General features: G+C 59.0%; 15 protein-coding genes. 11 read left to right on the plus strand and 4 right to left on the minus strand.

The features are described 5' to 3' along the window. Positions 1 to 26: 26 nt before the first annotated feature. Both KW824_RS10530 and ptsG read left to right on the plus strand, forming a co-directional pair. Positions 27 to 1,001 (plus strand): MalM family protein, encoded by a 975-nt coding sequence (locus KW824_RS10530; RefSeq protein WP_043130958.1) that lies wholly within the window; start codon positions 27 to 29, stop codon positions 999 to 1,001. 429 nt (positions 1,002 to 1,430) lie between these two features. Continuing rightward, a complete protein-coding gene (ptsG, locus tag KW824_RS10535; RefSeq protein WP_042649531.1) occupies positions 1,431 to 2,861 on the plus strand; it encodes a PTS glucose transporter subunit IIBC in 1,431 nt (476 codons plus the stop codon). A gap of 181 nt (positions 2,862 to 3,042) precedes the next feature. Here the strand turns inward: ptsG and KW824_RS10540 are convergent, their stop codons facing one another. The 4 genes from KW824_RS10540 to map all read right to left on the minus strand — a co-directional run bounded on the left by KW824_RS10540 (position 3,043) and on the right by map (position 8,078). Continuing rightward, positions 3,043 to 3,426, minus strand: a complete 384-nt coding sequence (locus KW824_RS10540) for a DUF3461 family protein (protein ID WP_005330793.1) — start codon at positions 3,424 to 3,426, stop codon at positions 3,043 to 3,045. Between the two features lie 127 nt (positions 3,427 to 3,553). Continuing rightward, the gene (gene dapD, locus KW824_RS10545) at positions 3,554 to 4,381 is read right to left on the minus strand and encodes a 2,3,4,5-tetrahydropyridine-2,6-dicarboxylate N-succinyltransferase (RefSeq protein WP_025327920.1); all 828 of its coding nucleotides are present in this window, start codon (positions 4,379 to 4,381) and stop codon (positions 3,554 to 3,556) included. A 176-nt stretch (positions 4,382 to 4,557) separates the two neighbouring features. Further along, the gene (gene glnD, locus KW824_RS10550; protein ID WP_218409747.1) at positions 4,558 to 7,203 is read right to left on the minus strand and encodes a bifunctional uridylyltransferase/uridylyl-removing protein GlnD; all 2,646 of its coding nucleotides are present in this window, start codon (positions 7,201 to 7,203) and stop codon (positions 4,558 to 4,560) included. An 86-nt stretch (positions 7,204 to 7,289) separates the two neighbouring features. Then, entirely contained in the window at positions 7,290 to 8,078 is a 789-nt protein-coding gene (gene map / locus KW824_RS10555) for a type I methionyl aminopeptidase (protein ID WP_005330799.1), read from the minus strand. Between the two features lie 358 nt (positions 8,079 to 8,436). Here map and rpsB point away from each other — a divergent pair, with 358 nt between their 5' ends. From rpsB to bamA, 9 genes are all read left to right on the plus strand, one after another. Next, positions 8,437 to 9,165 carry a 30S ribosomal protein S2 gene (gene rpsB, locus KW824_RS10560; protein ID WP_025327917.1) on the plus strand — a complete coding sequence of 243 codons (729 nt, stop codon included), beginning with the start codon at positions 8,437 to 8,439 and terminating at the stop codon, positions 9,163 to 9,165. 104 nt (positions 9,166 to 9,269) lie between these two features. After that, the gene (tsf, locus tag KW824_RS10565) at positions 9,270 to 10,151 is read left to right on the plus strand and encodes a translation elongation factor Ts (protein WP_005330802.1); all 882 of its coding nucleotides are present in this window, start codon (positions 9,270 to 9,272) and stop codon (positions 10,149 to 10,151) included. 71 nt (positions 10,152 to 10,222) lie between these two features. Then, entirely contained in the window at positions 10,223 to 10,957 is a 735-nt protein-coding gene (pyrH, locus tag KW824_RS10570) for a UMP kinase (protein WP_025327915.1), read from the plus strand. A gap of 95 nt (positions 10,958 to 11,052) precedes the next feature. Beyond that, on the plus strand, positions 11,053 to 11,610 hold the full coding sequence (frr, locus tag KW824_RS10575; protein ID WP_005330806.1) for a ribosome recycling factor: 558 nt from the start codon (positions 11,053 to 11,055) through the stop codon (positions 11,608 to 11,610). Between the two features lie 72 nt (positions 11,611 to 11,682). Next, the gene (gene uppS / locus KW824_RS10580) at positions 11,683 to 12,459 is read left to right on the plus strand and encodes a polyprenyl diphosphate synthase (protein WP_139436553.1); all 777 of its coding nucleotides are present in this window, start codon (positions 11,683 to 11,685) and stop codon (positions 12,457 to 12,459) included. Positions 12,460 to 12,486: 27 nt separating this feature from the next. Then, positions 12,487 to 13,344: a phosphatidate cytidylyltransferase gene (locus KW824_RS10585; protein ID WP_041206258.1), complete on the plus strand. Its 858-nt coding sequence runs from the start codon at positions 12,487 to 12,489 to the stop codon at positions 13,342 to 13,344. Then, entirely contained in the window at positions 13,344 to 14,540 is a 1,197-nt protein-coding gene (ispC, locus tag KW824_RS10590) for a 1-deoxy-D-xylulose-5-phosphate reductoisomerase (RefSeq protein ID WP_218409748.1), read from the plus strand. The genes KW824_RS10585 and ispC overlap by 1 nt, the downstream gene beginning before the upstream one ends. Before the next feature lie 64 nt (positions 14,541 to 14,604). Continuing rightward, positions 14,605 to 15,957, plus strand: coding sequence for a sigma E protease regulator RseP (gene rseP, locus KW824_RS10595; protein ID WP_218409749.1), 1,353 nt, complete (start codon positions 14,605 to 14,607; stop codon positions 15,955 to 15,957). A 34-nt stretch (positions 15,958 to 15,991) separates the two neighbouring features. Beyond that, entirely contained in the window at positions 15,992 to 18,415 is a 2,424-nt protein-coding gene (gene bamA / locus KW824_RS10600) for an outer membrane protein assembly factor BamA (RefSeq protein ID WP_218409750.1), read from the plus strand. Positions 18,416 to 18,470 lie beyond the last annotated feature (55 nt).

The following is an 18,470-nucleotide window of genomic DNA, read 5'->3' on the forward strand; positions in this document are numbered from 1 at the left end:
GCAACCGGGTTATGGAGATAAGAAGAATGAAACTGGTAAAGATGTCTATCGCGGCCGTGGTTACCGCGCTGTTGGCCGGTTGTTCCGGTAGCATGGTGGTGCCCGTACAGGAACACGCCTCCATCCTGAGTAATGCCGACCAGGCCAAGCAGGCGCTCTCCCAGGCCACCAGTTGCTGCGCAGGGTTCAACGAATTCAATTATGTTTCCTTGCCGGAAGGTGAGACGCTGCTGACCATCGATGGCAAGCAGCCCAGTTATCAATTTGACGAGGGGATGAGCTATCTCGCGGCCTATCGCCTGCCGGTCAATACCGGCAACCTGGCCATCACCCTGGCCTCTCAGGTGAGCAAGACGGTGCTCGTGCCCAAGGTAGTCATGCTGGATGCCCAGTTCAAGGTAACTCGTGTGCTGGGTGAATCTGTCTTCACGTATCAACCCGCCCACCTGCTCGACAATGACAGGATTGAAGGCAAGGTGTTCGTGGATCGCAGCATGCCGGGCAACCCGGCGACCGAAACTTACATGGTGGTCTACGCCCCGGCCGACGAGCTGTCCGGCAGCACCACCATACTGCATCCTGCCAAGGCGTTCGCCCGTGCCAATGGAACGGTTGAGCCGGATATCAAGGATCCCGTGATCCCTCATTCTCCTTGGGGTCTGCTGCAAATAAAGGTCGTTGACATGGCCAAGGGACAAGGCCTGGAAGCCGTGTTCAAGCCCGAATATTCGGACAAGGTGGCGATGAGTCAGGCCAAACCGGCTACGACGGCCGTGGCGGCGACAGCAGCGACCACTGCTGCGGTGGCTGCAACCCCCAGTACACCTGCCCCCGCGATGTTGAGCGAAACAGAGACCTTCTACAGCAGCCAGATCGAGAAGGCGGTCAAGGCCGGGGATATCGACAAGGCGATGCAGCTGGTGAATGAAGCCGAGCGTGCAGGTTCAACCAAGGCGAAATCCGTCTTTATTGATGCGATTAAACGTTCACAAAAGAACTGAATAAGCGGATTTATTCAACGTAATATTTATTGCAGGCCTCCCTTGTTGGAGGCCTTTTTAATCGGTAGACTGGATAATATAAAGCTGCAATGAGTTACATATCGTTACAATTGGTTTCCTTGGGTATTTATTGGTTTCCTTTTGAATTATCGTGAAGTGTTTTTTTTCTTTTTGCGGCAAAGCTATAACAATACGAAATAATATTCAAGATAGCCCCCTTCCTGCTTATTTATTATCTTGTGATCTCTCCTCCAAATTTATTATTCCCTTGGCCTCGATGGAGGTATTTCCGACCCTACTGGGTTATATTCTGTAGGTCAAAATAAACACCCCGGAAAACGCATTCGATGCAGCCATGGATGAAGTACACCGTCATCAATAAACTGCACTGAGTCGTTGTCGGAAAAAAATCCATTCAGGAGCGCACACATGTTAAAAAATGCTTTCTCTAATCTGCAAAAGGTCGGTAAGGCGCTGATGCTGCCCGTATCGGTCTTGCCCGTTGCAGGTATTCTGCTGGGGGTGGGCGCCGCTCACTTCAGCTGGTTGCCGGAAATTGTCTCCCAGCTGATGGAGCAGGCCGGTGGTTCAGTGTTTGGCCAGATGGCGCTGCTGTTCGCCGTCGGCGTGGCACTCGGCTTTACCAATAACGACGGTGTATCCGGTCTGTCTGCCATCGTCGGCTACGGCATCATGGTCGCGACCCTGAAGGTCATGGCACCTGTGATGGGGGTCGAGAGCATCGATACCGGTGTGCTGGGGGGTATCCTCGCCGGTGGTGTCGCTGCCTGGGCGTTCAACCGCTTCTACAAGATCCAGCTGCCCGAGTACCTTGGCTTCTTCGCCGGTAAACGTGCCGTGCCCATCATCACCGGCTTCGTCTCCATCGGCCTGGGTGTTGTACTCTCCTTCATCTGGCCGCCGATCGGTGGTGCCATCGGTGCTTTCTCCGACTGGGCTGCCAACCAGAACCCGGTACTGGCCTTCGGTATCTACGGCGTGGTTGAGCGCTCCCTGATCCCGTTCGGTCTGCACCATATCTGGAACGTCCCCTTCTTCTATCAGGCGGGTACCTGTGTCAACGCCGCTGGCGAAACCGTACACGGCATCATGACCTGCTTCCTGACTGCTGATGACGCTTCCCGTGCTGCCGGTAACGGCTTCGGTCAACTGGCCGGTGGTTACCTGTTCAAGATGTTCGGTCTGCCTGCTGCTGCGTTTGCCATCGCTCACGCTGCCAAGCCGGAAAACCGCGCCAAGATTGTTGGTATCATGGCCTCCGCTGCCCTGACCTCCTTCCTGACCGGTATCACCGAGCCTATCGAATTCTCCTTCCTGTTCGTGGCGCCTGTGCTGTATGCGATTCACGCGCTGCTGGCCGGTCTGGCCTATGTCCTGACCAACATGCTGGGTGTCGTTCATGGTCACACCTTCTCCAACGGCTTCATCGACTTCGTGGTGCAATCACCCCGTGCCGACAACATGCTGCTGCTGGTCGGTCTGGGTCTGGTCTACGCCGTCATCTACTACGTGGTCTTTACCGTGGTGATCCGTGCCATGAACTTGAAAACCCCGGGTCGCGAAGACGAAGCTGCCGAAGAGACCGTTGGTCAAAGCAAAGACGAGATGTCTGCTGCCCTGGTGTCTGCCTTCGGTGGTAAAGAGAACATCGCCTCCCTGGATGCCTGCATCACCCGTCTGCGTGTCGGCGTGAAGGACGTGGCCAAGGTTGACCAGGCTGGTCTGAAGAAGCTGGGCGCCGCCGGTGTGGTGGTTGCTGGCTCAGGTGTACAAGCCATCTTCGGTACCAAGTCCGACAACCTGAAAACCGACATGGATATCTGGATGAAGAGCAACTAATCCTGTTGCCTGCATATCAGAGTTCTTGAAGAGGGAGGCGCAAGCCTCCCTTTTTGCTGGGCGCTTGTCAGCCAGCTGGGCGAGGGGCCGAGCAGATCCGGGGTGAGGGCGCTGGCAGCCGCCCTGTGCACAGGTATTAAAAAAGGCGCCTGATGGCGCCTTGTGCAGGGTGAGGGGCTGCCTAGAGTTTTTCCAGATCTCGCTCTATTTCGCTGATCTTGTTCTGCACCACCTTTTCCAGATGGCGCAGGTCACGCAGGATTTTCTGCTTGATGTCCTGATCGATCTCGACGTGCACGCCCTGGGTCAGGTTATCCAGCTCATCCACCACGTACTTGAGGTTGGCGTTGATCTCGGTGACATCCTTGTACTCATGGGTGCCCGAATCGATCAGCATGGTCTTGCGCTGGCGGGGATACTTGAACTTGACGCTCTTGGCGAAAAATTCTCCCTTCTGCTTCTTGAAATAGATCTTGAGGATGTCGTGGTTGGCTTCCTGGCGCAGGGTATAGCTGTCCACTGAGGTGGGTTCCTGGATCCCCAGGCTCTTCAGATTCTCGTACATCGGGCTTCCTCGGTTTGAAACGATCCTGACCCATCTATCTTAACCGAGTCACCATGGCTTGCCTGTGACAGGTGCGCCAAAATCAAAAGGGGCCCAAAAGGCCCCTTTTACCATGATGGCTGGTCGATCACTCGTCGATGGAACGCAGCAGGGCGTTGATGCCGACCTTGGCACGGGTCTTGGCATCCACCTTTTTGACAATGACGGCGGCATACAGACTGTACTTGCCGCACTTGGAGGGCAGGGAGCCGGAGACCACCACTGAACCGGCCGGTACGCGACCATAGTGGATTTCGCCGGTTTCGCGGTCATAGATGCGAGTGGACTGGCCGATGAAGACGCCCATGGAGATGACCGAACCTTCCTCGACGATCACCCCTTCAACCACTTCTGAACGGGCACCGATAAAGCAGTTGTCCTCGATGATGGTCGGGTTGGCCTGCAGCGGCTCCAGTACGCCACCTATGCCGACGCCGCCGGAGAGGTGCACGTTCTTGCCGATCTGGGCGCAGGAGCCCACGGTGGCCCAGGTATCGACCATGGTGCCTTCATCGACGAAGGCACCGATGTTGACATAGGAGGGCATCAGCACGGTATTGGGGGCGATGAAGGAGCCTTTGCGAGCGGTGGCCGGCGGCACCACACGTACGCCCGCCGCCTTGAACTGCTCGGCGCTGTAGTCGGAGAACTTGAGGGGAACCTTGTCGTAGTACTGGGCGTCGTCGCCCTTGATGATGCCGTTGTCATTGATGCGGAAGTAGAGCAGCACGGCCTTCTTCAGCCACTGGTGGACGACCCACTCACCGGCAATCTTCTCGGCGACCCGCGCCTTGCCGGAGTCCAGCAGATCGATGGCCTCCAGGATGGCGGCCTTGGTGGCGGCATCGACGGAGCCGGGGGTGATGGAATCACGGCGCTCGAAGGCCGCTTCGATGGTCTGTTGCAACTGGGTCATGACAGGTTTCCTTTAAAAAATTCTGTTTGTTGTATCACACTTTTCCAATCGTTTTTAAGGGCTCTGGCCGATTTCTTCAAAAGAAAGGCGATTTATTATACTTAAGTGGCCCAACCACTTGTTCTGATTGATAAATCAGAACGATAAACGGCGTCTTGTGAAGCCTTTCCAGAGTCTTATCGTCCCTCCTCGTCCCCCTGCTCCTGCGGGTTGAGCTGATTGACCAGCCGCTCCTCCAGCGCCTGCTGCTCGGCCTGATTCAGCGGCTCGCCCGCCAGGGTGGTGAGGCTGAAGAAGTCTTCCACCCGCTCGCCTATGGTGGTGATCTTGGCGGCATGCAATTCGATGCCGCACTGCTGGAAGACGGCACCAATGCGGGCCAGCAGACCCGGGGTATCCAAGGCTGTCAGCTCCAGCAGTGTGTGGCGACCCTCCCCCTTGTGGGGCAAGAAGACCACTCGGGTTGGCACGCTGAACTGGCGGTGGCGCCGTGACAGGGGCTTGTTGCGCAGCACCAGCTTGCCCGGCTCCTGCAGCGCCTTCTCCAGCGCCTTCTTGATGGTGGCGGTGCGGTTGGGGCTGATGGGTTCGCCATTGGGTTCGAGCACGATGAAGGTATCCAGCACGTAGTCGCTGCGCGAATTCATGATCTGGGCGTCGTGGATGTTGAGGTTCTTTTGATCCAGCGCCGAGGCCACGGTGGCGAACAGATTCGGGGTGTCGCGGCAATAGATGAACACCTCGCTGCCACCCCGGATGGGGTGCTTGCCGATCAGCACCAGGGGGGCCGGATTATCACCGTGCGCGATGATCTTGCGGCAGTGCCAGGCGATCTGCTCCGGGCTGTGGCGCAGGAAATAGTCGGCCTTGAAGTCGTTCCAGAGGGCGTTGACGGCCTCCTCCGGCACCTCGCGCTGGGCCAGGATCTGCCTGGCCTGACGCTGGTTCTCGCGGATCTTGAGGCGCATGTCCGGCGGGTTTTCCAGCCCCTGGCGCAGCGCCTTCTGGGTGGCGAAGTAGAGCTCCCGCAGCAGGGTGCCCTTCCAGTCGTTCCACAGGGTGTCGTTGGTGGCGCAGATATCGGCCACAGTCAGGCAATAGAGCAGATCCAGGTGCAGTTCGTCGCGTACCTTGTGAGCGAAGTCGGTGACAACCTCGGGATCGTAGATGTCGCGGCGCTGGGCGGTGACCGACATCAGCAGATGGTGGCGCACCAGCCATGCCACCAGGCGGCTCTCGTAGCGATCCAGCCCGTGCAACTGGCAGAACTCCAGCGCATCGACGGCGCCGAGCTCCGAGTGATCCCCCCGCCGTCCCTTGGCGATGTCGTGGAACAGGGCGGCGATGCTGAGCAGCTCGGGCTTGCGCAGTTGGGTGAACACCTCGTGGCAGAGCGGGTGGGTCTGGCGGCTGGCTGTATTGGGGAAACGATGGATGTTCTGGAGCAGGCGATGGGTGTGCTCGTCCACCGTGTAGGCGTGAAACATGTCGAACTGCATCTGGCCGACGATGAGATTCCACTGGGGCAGATAGGCCGCGAGGATCCCGTACTTGTGCATCAGGGTGAGGGGCTGGCCGATGCCGTTGGGGTGGCGCAGCAGCGCCATGAACAGGCGACGGCACTCCGGCAGGTCCTGCAGCCAGCAACTCAGGGTGCGTCTGGCCTCCCGCAGCTGGCGCAGGGTGGCGGAGTGGATGCCGGCGATGTCCGGGTGCTGGGCTATCTGGTAGAAGAGCCGCAGTATGGCGGCGGGGTCGCGGCCAAACAGCTCGGAGTCCACCGCATCGATGAGGCGACCACGGAGCTGGAACTCGTCGCTGATGCGGCGCACATCCATGGCGGTGTTGCCAAGGATCGCCTCGTCAAACAACTGCAGCAGCATCTCGTTGAGCTCGGCCACCCGTCTGACCGTCTGATAGAAGCGTTTCATCATCTGCTCGACCGGGCCGTTGCCTTCCCCCTCAAAGCCCAGCATCTGGGCCACGGTGCGCTGGCGATCGAACAAGAGGCGGTTGTCCCCCTTGTTGATGGCCATGTGCAGGGCGAAGCGTACCTTCCACAGGAAGTTCTGGCAGTCGAGCAGTTCGCGATACTCGGCCCGGTTGAGGAAACCGTGGCTGGTCATCTCGAACAGGGTGGTGGCCCCGAAGTGACGGCGGGCGACCCAGGCCAGGGTCTGGATGTCGCGAAGGCCGCCGGGATTGTTCTTGAGATCCGGCTCCAACTTGTAGGCGGTGCCGAGAAACTGCTGGTGGCGCAGGCTCTGCTCCTCGCGCTTGGCGCGAAAGAAGGCCTCGCTCGGCCAGAAGTGCTGGGGCTGGGTGGTGGCCTGCAACTGCTCGAAACCCGCCAGGCGCCCAGTGATGTAGCGCGCCTCGATAAGGTTGGTGGCCACCGTGATATCGCCGCGCCCTTGCTCGATGCACTCGCTCACGTTGCGCACCGATTGCCCGACCTCCAGCTTGAGATCCCACAGCAAGGTGATGAACTCGCCGATGCGCAGCCCCAATACTTCGTCCAGCTCGTCCCCTTCGTAGAGGATCAGCAGGTCGATGTCGGAGTGGGGGTGCAGTTCGCCGCGGCCATAGCCGCCCACCGCGATCAGGGTCAGGCTGGTCTTGTCGAAGCCGAACTTGTGCCAGAGCCTCGTCAGCAGCGCGTCCATGTACTCTGAGCGGGTGGCCACCAGTTCGATGATGTTGTCACCGGCATCGAAGCGCTCGTGCAGCCAGACAAGGAAGCGGCTCAGATACTCCTTGCAGTTGTCACGGGTGAGCTGGTCGTCGGGTAACAGGTGGGGGGAAAGCAGACTGGCATCCATGGCATCTCACACACAAGTAGCAGGCAAACGGCTGGAACGGGGAGTAAAAACCCCGGCGCTTTTGAGGTCAGGGCCGGGGTTCGATGTTAGCTGTGTTTGATGACGCGGTCGATAGTGTCATCGGGGCGCAGGGTGAGTACCTCGCAGCCATCCTCGGTGACCAGCAGGGTGTGTTCCCACTGGGCGGAGTCGCCGCCATCCTTGGTGGTGACAGTCCAGCCATCCTTGGGATTGACCTTGCAGTGATACTTTTTGCTGTTGACCATGGGCTCGATGGTGAAGCACATGCCCGGTTTCAGCTCCAGCTTGCCGCCGTTGCGGTAGTGCAGGATCTGCGGCTCTTCGTGGAACTCGGCCCCGATGCCGTGTCCGCAGTAGTCACGTACCACGGAGAAACCGGCCTGCTCGACGATGGGCTGGATCACGGCGCCAATTTCGGTGATGCACATGCCGGGACGCACGCGCTGGATGGCGGCGTACAGGCTCTCCTGGGCCACCTTGCACAGCTGGCGACGCAGCGGGGTGGTCTGGCCCACGATGAACATGGCGGAGGTGTCGCCGTGGTAGCCATCCTTGATGACGGTGATGTCCAGGTTGATGATGTCCCCTTCCCTCAGCTTCTTGTGATTGGGGATACCGTGGCAGATCACATCATTGACCGAGGTGCAGATGGACTTGGGGAAGCCGTGATAGTTGAGCGGGGCAGGAATGGCCTGCTGCACCTCGACGATATGGTTGTGGCACAGGGTGTTCAGCTCGTCTGTGGTGACGCCAGCCTTGACGTGGGGGGCAATCATGACCAGCACATCGGCGGCCAGCTGGCCGGCGATGCGCATCTTTTCAATCTCTTCCGGTGTCTTGATTTTAATGGACATGGGATCTCTCTTGGGGCCCGACTGCGCATCCTGCCGATGCCCAACAATCAGGTAATGAAAAATAGATGCGTTTGCAATCAGGGCAAAATTTTATCCCCAACCCCCGTTTACTTCCAGTGTGATCGTCATCGCAACGTCATCCAGCGGTCGCAGCACCTACCGGGATCCATTTTTAGCGGTCCATCCAGTGGTGTCCTGACCAAAGTTATGGTATAAAGCGCGCCGGAATGGGGAACTTGTGTCCCTTTCCATCACCCTTACTCAATAACACACACACATCGACACCTGTACCGGGGTGCCCCTTTGGGGTCGGTTACATGGGATGTGTGGAGGCCTAACCCCAATACAGAGGTATAAAATGGCTAAAGTTTCTATGCGCGACATGCTGCAAGCCGGCGTTCACTTCGGTCACCAGACTCGTTACTGGAACCCGAAAATGAAGTCCTACATCTTCGGCGCCCGCAGCAAGGTTCACATCATCAACCTGGAAAAAACCGTTCCGATGTTTGACGATGCCATGAACTTCATCAGCTCCGTAGCTGCCAAGAAGGGCAAGGTCCTGTTTGTAGGTACCAAGCGTGCCGCGTCTGAAGCCGTAAAAGAAGCCGCTGAGCGTTGCGACCAGTTCTATGTTAACCACCGCTGGCTGGGCGGCATGCTGACCAACTGGAAAACCGTTCGTCAGTCCATCAAGCGCCTGAAAGATCTGGAAACCCAGAGCCAGGACGGTACCTTCGACAAGCTGACCAAGAAAGAGGCGCTGATGCGTACTCGCGAAATGGACAAGCTGGAGAAGAGCCTGGGTGGTATCAAGAACATGGGCGGCCTGCCTGACGTTCTGTTCGTTGTCGATGCCGACCACGAGCACATCGCTATCAAAGAAGCCAATAACCTGGGTATCCCGGTAGTTTCCATCGTTGATACCAACTCCAACCCGGACGGCGTTGACTATGTCATCCCGGGTAACGACGATGCTATCCGTGCCGTACAGCTGTACCTGAATGCTGCTGCTGACACCGTACTGGAAGCTCGCGCTCAGGACATCGTTGTTCAAGCCGAACAAGATGGCTTCGTTGAAGCTGAGTAATTGATAAGGACTGTAAAGCCCTTATTAACCAAGCTGATGTAATTGGTTAGCAGGGGCCCTTGTGGCCCCTGTTTCTTGTCAATTCAAGACCGAGGATACTGGACATGGCTAACGTTACTGCCGCCCTGGTAAAAGAACTGCGCGAGCGCACCGCCGCTGGCATGATGGATTGCAAAAAAGCACTGGAAGAAGCCGCTGGTGACATCGAGCTGGCAATCGAGAACATGCGCAAATCCGGTCAGGCCAAGGCCGCCAAGAAAGCGGGCCGTATCGCCGCTGAAGGCGTGATCTTCGCCCGTACCGAAGGCAACATTGCCGCCATGATCGAGCTGAACAGCGAAACCGACTTCGTCGCCAAAGATGCCAGCTTCATGGCCATGGGCCAGAAGATCGCTGACATCGCCGCGACCCAGAAAATTGCTGACATCGACGCCCTGAAGGCCGCCGATTTCGGTAACGGTGAGTCCGTTGAGCTGACCATCACCAACCTGATCGCCAAGATCGGTGAGAACATGAACCTGCGTCGCGTGATGCTGGTTGAAGGTGACAACCTGGGTACCTACGTACACGGTTCCCGTATCGGTGTTATCACCAAGCTGACCGGCGGTACTGCCGACCTGGCCAAAGATCTGGCCATGCACGTTGCTGCCAACAGCCCGCAGTTCGTCAAGCCTGAAGACGTGTCTGCTGAAGTCGTTGCCAAAGAGCGCGAAATCCAGATCGACATCGCCATCAACTCCGGCAAGCCGAAAGACATCGCCGAGAAGATGGTTGAAGGCCGCATGAAGAAGTTCACCGGTGAGGTTTCCCTGACTGGTCAACCCTTCGTGAAAGATCCTTCCATGACCGTTGCCGAGCTGCTGAAGAAAGAAGGCGCTGACGTTGTCTCCTTCACCCGTTTCGAAGTGGGCGAAGGCATCGAGAAGCAAGAGACCGATTTCGCGGCTGAAGTTGCAGCCCAGATCGCGGCCGCTCAGAAGGCCTAATCGAACCGGTTTTTCCGTTTCCCCAGACCGCGACTTATGTCGCGGTCTTTATATGACCAGGAATCAGTGACATGAGTACCAATCCCAAGCCTGCATACAGACGTGTTCTTCTGAAGTTGAGTGGTGAAGCCCTGCAAGGATCCGAGGGTTTTGGCATTGATCCGGCGGTGCTGGAGCGGATGGCCCAAGAGATCAAAGAGCTGGTTGAGCTGGGTGTTCAGGTCGGTCTGGTCATCGGCGGCGGCAATCTGTTCCGTGGCGCCGGTCTTGCCAAGGCGGGCATGAACCGCGTGGTGGGTGACCACATGGGCATGCTGGCGACCGTCATGAACGGCCTGGCCATGCGTGATGCCCTGCATCGTGCTTATGTGAATGCCCGTCTGATGTCTGCCATCTCTCTGCAGGGTGTCTGCGATTCTTACAGCTGGGCCGAGGCCATCAGCCAGCTGCGTGCCGGCAAGGTAGTGATCTTCTCCGCCGGTACCGGCAACCCCTTCTTCACAACCGACTCCGCAGCCTGCCTGCGCGGCATCGAGATCGAAGCCGACGTGGTGCTCAAGGCGACCAAGGTCGATGGTGTGTTCACCGATGATCCGGTCAAGAACCCGGATGCAGTGCTCTATCAAGAACTGAGTTATGATGAAGTCCTTGAAAAAGAACTCAAAGTGATGGATCTTGCTGCTTTTACCCTGGCCCGCGACCACGATCTGCCGATCCGGGTGTTCAACATGAACAAACCAGGCGCCTTGCGTCGGGTCATCATGGGTGAGCCGGAAGGTACCCTGATCCACCACGTCAGCAAGTGAGACAAGCCTGAGCCGCCTGGCGCGCTTGTCCATTACGCCAGTAAACAAGATAGATACGGGCCGCATGTCGGCTCGTTCGCCAAAAGGAAAACACTGTGATCAACGAGATTAAAAACGACGCCAAGGACCGCATGGCCAAGAGCGTAGACTCGCTCAAGACCCAGATGTCCAAGATCCGTACCGGCCGTGCTCACCCGAGCCTGCTCGACGGTATCCAGGTGGAGTATTACGGTGCCGCCACTCCTCTGAAACAGTTGGCTAACGTAGTGGCAGAAGATGCCCGCACCCTGTCCATCTCCATCTTCGATCGCTCCATGATCCAGGCGGTGGAAAAAGCCATCCTGACCTCCGATCTGGGCCTGAACCCGTCCAGCAATGGCCAGACCCTGCGTGTGCCGCTGCCCCCGCTGACCGAAGAGCGTCGCCGTGATCTGACCAAGATCGTCCGTGCCGAGGCCGAAGGTGCCCGGGTTGCCGTGCGCAACATCCGTCGCGATGCCAACGCAGACCTGAAGGCACTGCTGAAGGACAAGGAGATCTCCGAGGACGACGACCGTCGTGCCCAGGAAGAGATCCAGAAACTGACCGATGCCTTCGTCAAGCTGGTGGATGAAGCCCTGGCCGCGAAGGAAAAGGAGCTAATGGAAATCTAAGCCTCCGACAGGTATATTACGAGCGCCGTGTAGTGCCCCTGCACGGCGTTTTTGTCTTTGTGGGAGAAATGAATGTCGCTTTTGGCAGCGCTAGGCGATAGCGCCAGCTCGTCCTTGCCTCGTCACGTCGCCATCATCATGGATGGCAATGGTCGCTGGGCTCAGAACCGTGGCAAGATGCGGGTCTCTGGCCACAAGGCGGGCGTGAAATCCGTGCGTGAGGCCGTGGCCTTTGCCGCCCGTGCCAAGATGGAGGCGCTGACCCTGTTCGCGTTCTCCAGCGAGAACTGGCGCCGCCCGGAAGGGGAGGTCAATGCCCTGATGGAGCTGTTCATGACGGTGCTTGGCCGCGAGGTGAACAAGTTGCACAGCAATGGCATCCGGCTCAAGGTGATAGGCGATACCGCCCGTTTCAGTGAACGGCTGCAGGCCAAGATCGCCAAGGCCGAGGCCCTGACTGCTGGCAACCAGGGACTGACCCTCAACATCGCCGCCAACTATGGCGGTCAGTGGGACATCGCCCAGGCGGCCCGCAAGCTGGCTCGCGCTGTGGCCGCGGGCGAGCTGGATGCAGAGGCGGTCGATGAGGAGGCACTGGCACGTCAGGTCTGTATGGCCGACCTGCCTCCGGTGGATCTGCTGATCCGCACTGGTGGCGATCATCGCATCAGCAATTTTGTGTTATGGCAGCTTGCTTATGCCGAGCTCTATTTTACCCCGGTCTTGTGGCCCGACTTTGACGAGGCCGAGTTCAGCGGGGCAGTTGCCTCCTTCGTTGCCCGCGAGCGTCGCTTCGGGTGTACGGGTGAACAGATACGGGAATTGATTGCCGCGCAACAGACCGGCTAAACCCCGCTCCCAAGAGAGAGGTTTCTTTTGCTAAAACAACGAATTATTACCGCATTACTGTTAGTACCCCTGGTATTGGGGGCACTGTTTTTCCTGCCATTGAAATTCTTTGCCCTGCTCGCTGCCTTGGTCTTTCTGCTGGCCAGCCGTGAGTGGAGCGCCTTCGTCTCAGCCCAGCCGCAACAATGGTTGCCGCTGGTGTTCTGCCTGTTGCTCGGTGCCAGCCTGTTCTGGGTGCCGGTAGAGCAACTCTGGATCCCTCAGCTGCATCCGCTGGTGATGGGCGTGCTCTGGACCGCCATCAGCTGGTGGCTGCTCGGACTGCTGCTGGTGCTGCGTTACCCCAGAAGCGCCAGGTTGTGGAAAGAGTCCGTCTGGCTCAAGTCTCTGTTCGGTCTGGTGACCCTGGTGCCCTTCTTCTGGTCACTGGTGGCCATCCGTGGGTACAACTTCTATCACGACCCCATGATGGGGGCCTGGATCCTGCTGTTCGTGATGGGCCTGGTCTGGGCGGCAGATTCTGGCGCGTATTTTTTCGGCAAGGCGTTCGGCAAGCACAAGCTGGCCCCGGCCGTCAGCCCGGGTAAAACCATAGAGGGCATGCTGGGCGGCCTCTTTACCGCCAGCGTGCTGGCCATAGGCGTGACCTGGTTCATGGGCTTCGTGCCGGCCAAGATGGGGGTCGTGCTGCTCTGCTCCCTGCTGGCGGTGCTGGCGTCCGTACTCGGTGATTTGACCGAAAGCATGTTCAAGCGGGAGGCCGGCATCAAGGATTCCGGTACCCTGCTGCCGGGCCACGGCGGCATCCTCGATCGCATCGACAGCCTGACGGCGGCCCTGCCCGTCTTCCTGCTCAGCTATCTGCTACTCGGTCAGGAGTTCTGATGCGCAATCTGGTCATTCTGGGGGCCTCAGGCTCCATCGGTCAGAGCACCCTCAAGGTGCTGCGGCAGAATCCGGGACGCTGGCAGGTGCTGGCGCTGACCGCGGCTCGCAGCGTGGACGCCATGGTGCGGGATTGTCTCGAATTCTCTCCCCGTTTCGCCGTCATGGTGGATGAGAAGGCCGCCAGCGATCTGGCCGGTCGACTCAAGACCCACGGCTGTGCCACTCAGGTGCTCTGTGGTCAGGCTGCCTTGTGCGAAGTGGCCGCTCACCCTGATGCCCACAGCGTGATGGCGGCCATCGTCGGTGCGGCGGGTCTGGCACCCACCATGGCCGCCGTGCGTGCAGGCAAGCGGATCCTGCTGGCCAACAAGGAGGCCCTGGTGATGTCCGGCGCCTTCTTCATGGAGGCGGTGCGCCACCATGGCGCCGAGCTGCTGCCCATCGACAGCGAACACAATGCGATTTTCCAGTGCCTGCCCGAGGCGATCCAGCGCGAGCCTGGTTTCTGCGATCTGGCAGGGGCGGGCATCAGCAAGATACTGCTGACCGGCTCAGGCGGCCCCTTCCGCTATACCGACATCGACGAGCTGGCCAGGGCCACGCCGGCCCAGGCGGTGGCGCACCCCAATTGGTCCATGGGAGCCAAGATCTCGGTGGACTCCGCCACCATGATCAACAAGGGGCTGGAATACATAGAGGCGCGCTGGCTGTTCAACGCCCTCCCGGAGCAGATCCAGGTGGTGATCCACCCCCAGTCGGTGATCCACTCCATGGTGCAGTACAAGGACGGCTCAGTGCTGGCCCAGCTCGGCAACCCGGACATGTGTACCCCCATCGCCCACGCCCTGGCCTACCCGGCCAGGATTGAGTCTGGTGTGGAACCTTTGGATTTCTTCAGTGTCGGAGAGTTCAGCTTTATTCGTCCCGACTACGCCCGTTATCCCAACCTGGCTCTTGCCATGGCGGCCTGCCAGCAAGGGCAGGCGGCGACCACCTCTCTCAATGCCGCCAACGAGGAGGCCGTCGCGGCTTTTCTTGCAGAGCGCATTGGATTTATGGATATTGCCAGAGTCAACGAATCCATCATGACGACACTGGGCACCAGTGCCGCCGGTTCGCTGGAGGATCTGATTGCGCTGGATGGCAGGGCCCGTGCCCGTGCCCAGCAACTGATAGAGGAACTTGCTCGATGAACGGACTGTGGTGGCCAGCGGCCTCTCTCTACGCCTTCGGGAATGATGTCGAGGTGAAGCTCTGATGGGCGGCGTGTTGTGGAACATAGGCGCTTTCATCGTTGCCCTCGGGCTGCTGGTGGCGGTACATGAATTTGGTCACTTCTGGGTAGCCCGCCGCTGTGGTGTCAAGGTTGAGCGTTTCTCCATCGGCTTTGGCAAGGCTATCTGGCGCCGCGTCGGCAAGGACGGCACCGAGTATGTGCTGGCCCTGATCCCGCTGGGTGGTTACGTCAAGATGCTGGACGGCCGGGTCGACGAGCTCAAGCCGGGGGAGGAGGCACAGGCCTTCAACCACAAGAGCGTCTGGGCGCGAATGGCCATCGTCGCGGCCGGCCCCATGGCGAACTTCGTGTTCGCCCTGTTCGCCTTCTGGCTGATGTTCATGATAGGCGTGCCCAGCGTCAAGCCGGTGGTCGGCGAGGTGCGCCCGGCCTCCATCGTGGCCCAGGCCGGCATCGAACCCGGCATGGAGATCGTCGGCGTCGGCGACGACCAGACCGGGGACTGGGAGAGTGTGACCTATGCCCTCATCAGCCATCTGGGTGATGATTCGGTCCAGCTCAGGCTGAAGGCGCAAGGCGCCAGCTACGCGGTGGACAAGACGCTCATGCTGGGGGATTGGAGCTTCGATCCGGACAAGGAATCTCCCATCGGCAGCCTGGGGATAGTGCCCCTCGGCGGCAAGGTGCTGCCGGTGGTGCAGGCCATAGTGCCCTCGAGCGCCAGCGAGAAGGCGGGCTTGCAGGTGGGCGATCGCATCAAGGGCGTGGGGGATCAGGCGATCACCGAATGGGCTGAGTTTGTCCTGCGGGTGCAGCAATCACCGGAGCAGCCACTGCAGGTGACGGTGGAACGCGGTGGCAGCGATCTGACCCTGACCCTGACCCCGGATGTGAAAAAAGTACGGGGCCAGCTTGTCGGTTTCGTCGGCTTGTCGCCGCAACTGGTTCCATTACCGGATGAGTATCGAGTTCTGTTACAGTATGGGCCTTTGCAAGCCTTGTGGCATGGGGTCCAGAAGACCTGGAGCCTGATCACGCTGACCTTTGACATGATCGGCAAGCTGATCGGTGGCATCGTCTCCCTGGACAACCTGAGCGGCCCCATCTCCATCGCCAAGGGTGCCGGCAGCAGCGCAGATTACGGGTTGGTCTATTTCCTCGGTTTTCTGGCGCTCATCAGTGTCAACCTGGGGATCATCAATCTGTTTCCCCTGCCGGTGCTGGATGGAGGCCATTTGGTCTACTTCCTCATCGAGGCAGTCACCGGCAAGCCGGTACCAGAAAAAATTCAGGAAATTGGGTTCAGGATAGGCGCCGCCATTCTGATGTTACTGATGGGCATTGCGCTGTTTAATGATTTCGCTCGCCTCTGAGGCTAGAGCATCAACAAGGACACATAAGAACAAAATGGCTGTTAAAAAAGCATTGGTGTTGAGTTGCCTGCTGGGAGCCAGCTTCCTGGCTCAGGCGGCCCCTGCCTCTTTTGTGGTGCAAGACATTCAGGTCGAGGGTCTGCAGCGGGTGACCCTGGGCGCCGCCCTGTTGAATCTGCCGGTCCGGGTCGGTGACTCAGTGGACTCGGTGGCCCTGGCCAACGCCATCAAGAAGCTCTATGCCTCCGGCAACTTCGAGGACGTCAAGGTCTATCGTGACGGCCAGGTGCTGCAAGTCGTGGTGAAGGAACGCCCGACCATCTCCAGCATCGAGTTTTCCGGTAACAAGGACATCAAGGAGGAGCAGCTGACCCAGAGCCTGGAGTCCTCCGGCATCCGCGTCGGTGATCCCCTGGATCGCACCGTGCTGAGCTCCCTCGAGAAGGGACTGGAAGATTTCTACTACGGCGTGGGCAAGTACTCCGCCAAGGTCAAGGCCATCGTCACCCCGCTGCCCCGCAACCGGGTCGACCTCAAGTTCACCTTCGTGGAAGGGGAAGCGGCCAAGATCCAGCAGATCAACATCGTCGGCAACCAGGTGTTCCCGGAAGAGAAACTGCTGGCCCAGCTCTCCTTGAAGGACGATGTGCCCTGGTGGAACTTCACCGGCGATCAGCGCTATCAGAAGCAGAAGCTGGCCGGTGACATCGAAGTGCTGCGCTCCTACTACATGGACCGCGGCTACATCCGTTTCGCTCAGGAGTCCACCCAGGTCTCCATGACCCCTGACAAGAAGGGTGTCTACGTCACCCTGAACATCAAGGAAGGGGATCAGTACAAGGTCTCCGGCGTGCAGCTCAAGGGCGATCTCATCGACCGTGGCGGCGATATGAAGGGGCTCATCCCCATCGAGGCAGGCAGCGTCTACTCCGCCAGCCAGGTGACCCACACCGAAGAGGTACTCTCCAAGTTCCTCGGCCGTTATGGCTACGCCTACCCCAAAGTGGTCACCTTCCCCCAGGTGAATGACAAGACCAAGGAAGTGGAGCTGATCGTCAACATCGAGCCGGGTCCCCGGGTCTATGTGCGCAACATCAACTTCAGCGGCAACATCACCACCAAGGACGAAGTGCTGCGTCGCGAGATGCGTCAGATGGAAGGCACCTGGCTTTCCTCCGACAACGTCGAGCAGTCCAAGACCCGTCTCAACCGTCTCGGCTTCTTCGAGACCGCGGAAGTGGACACCAAGCGGGTGGCGGGCAGCGACGACCAGGTCGATCTGGACTTCAAGGTCAAGGAGCAGCCGGCAGGTTCCATCAACGCCGGTATCGGCTACGGTACCGAGTCTGGTCTGAGCCTGCAGGCGGGCCTGCAGCAAGACAACTTCATGGGGACCGGCAAGAAGATCGGCATCAACGCCAGCACCAACGACTACTCGAAGAACATCGATCTCAGCTACAACGATCCCTACTTCACCGTCGATGGCGTCAGCCTGGGTGGCCGCCTCTACTACAACAAGTTCAGTGCGGCCGATGCCAACATCGTTGACTACGAGAACACCACCATCGGTTTCCGCCTCTCCAGCGGTTTCCCGGTCAACGAGAACAACCGTCTCGACTTCAGCCTGGGCTACGAGAACAACAAGCTGTCCCAGCCCAACCCCTATGTGCAGGTGGATGAGTTCTGGAAGGTGTACCAGGCCAACCTGGATGGCGACAACCGCATGGTGTTCAACACAGTAGACGTCACCGCTGGCTGGACCCGCTCCACTCTCAACAAGGGCCAGTTCCCGACCGCCGGTGACCGTCAGCGGGTGAACGCCAAGGTGACTGTGCCTGGCATGGATCTGCAGTACTTCAAGCTCAACGCCGAAGACTCCCATTACTTCCCGTTTGATGCCGACCACCAGTGGGTCATGCTGGCCAAGGCCCGTGCCTCTTACGGCAATGGCTACGGCAGCAACGGTGACTACGACCATGTGCTGCCCTTCTTCGAGAACTACTACGCCGGTGGCTTCGACACCCTGCGTGGCTTCAAGAGCAACACAGTCGGTCCGAAGGCGCTCTACTACTACAACCTGGGCGGTAACGACGTGATCCAGGGTACCGACAGCTCTGTGGGGGGCAATGCCCTGGCGGTGGCCTCCCTCGAGATGATAGTGCCGACGCCGTTCGCGTCTGAAAGCTATCAGCCGCAGTTGCGGACCAGCTTCTTCATCGATGCCGGTACCGTGTGGGACACCACCTTCGAATATGGCCAGTACCAGAACCGTTGCTTCAGTGGTTGCAACTATCTGATGGACTACTCCGACCCCAGCAATATCCGGATGTCGGCCGGTCTGTCACTGCAGTGGCTCTCTCCCATGGGGCCCCTGGTGTTCGTGCTGGCGCAGCCGCTCAAGAAATACGAAGGGGACGATACCGAAGTCTTCTCCTTCAACATCGGCCGTACCTTCTAAAGGCGGGCCCGCCCCCACCAGGGGGTATTCAATGATGGGACGCGCAGCGTGCGTG

This window comes from Aeromonas sp. sif0611, from assembly GCF_019218845.1.
Lineage (GTDB): Bacteria > Pseudomonadota > Gammaproteobacteria > Enterobacterales > Aeromonadaceae > Aeromonas > Aeromonas media.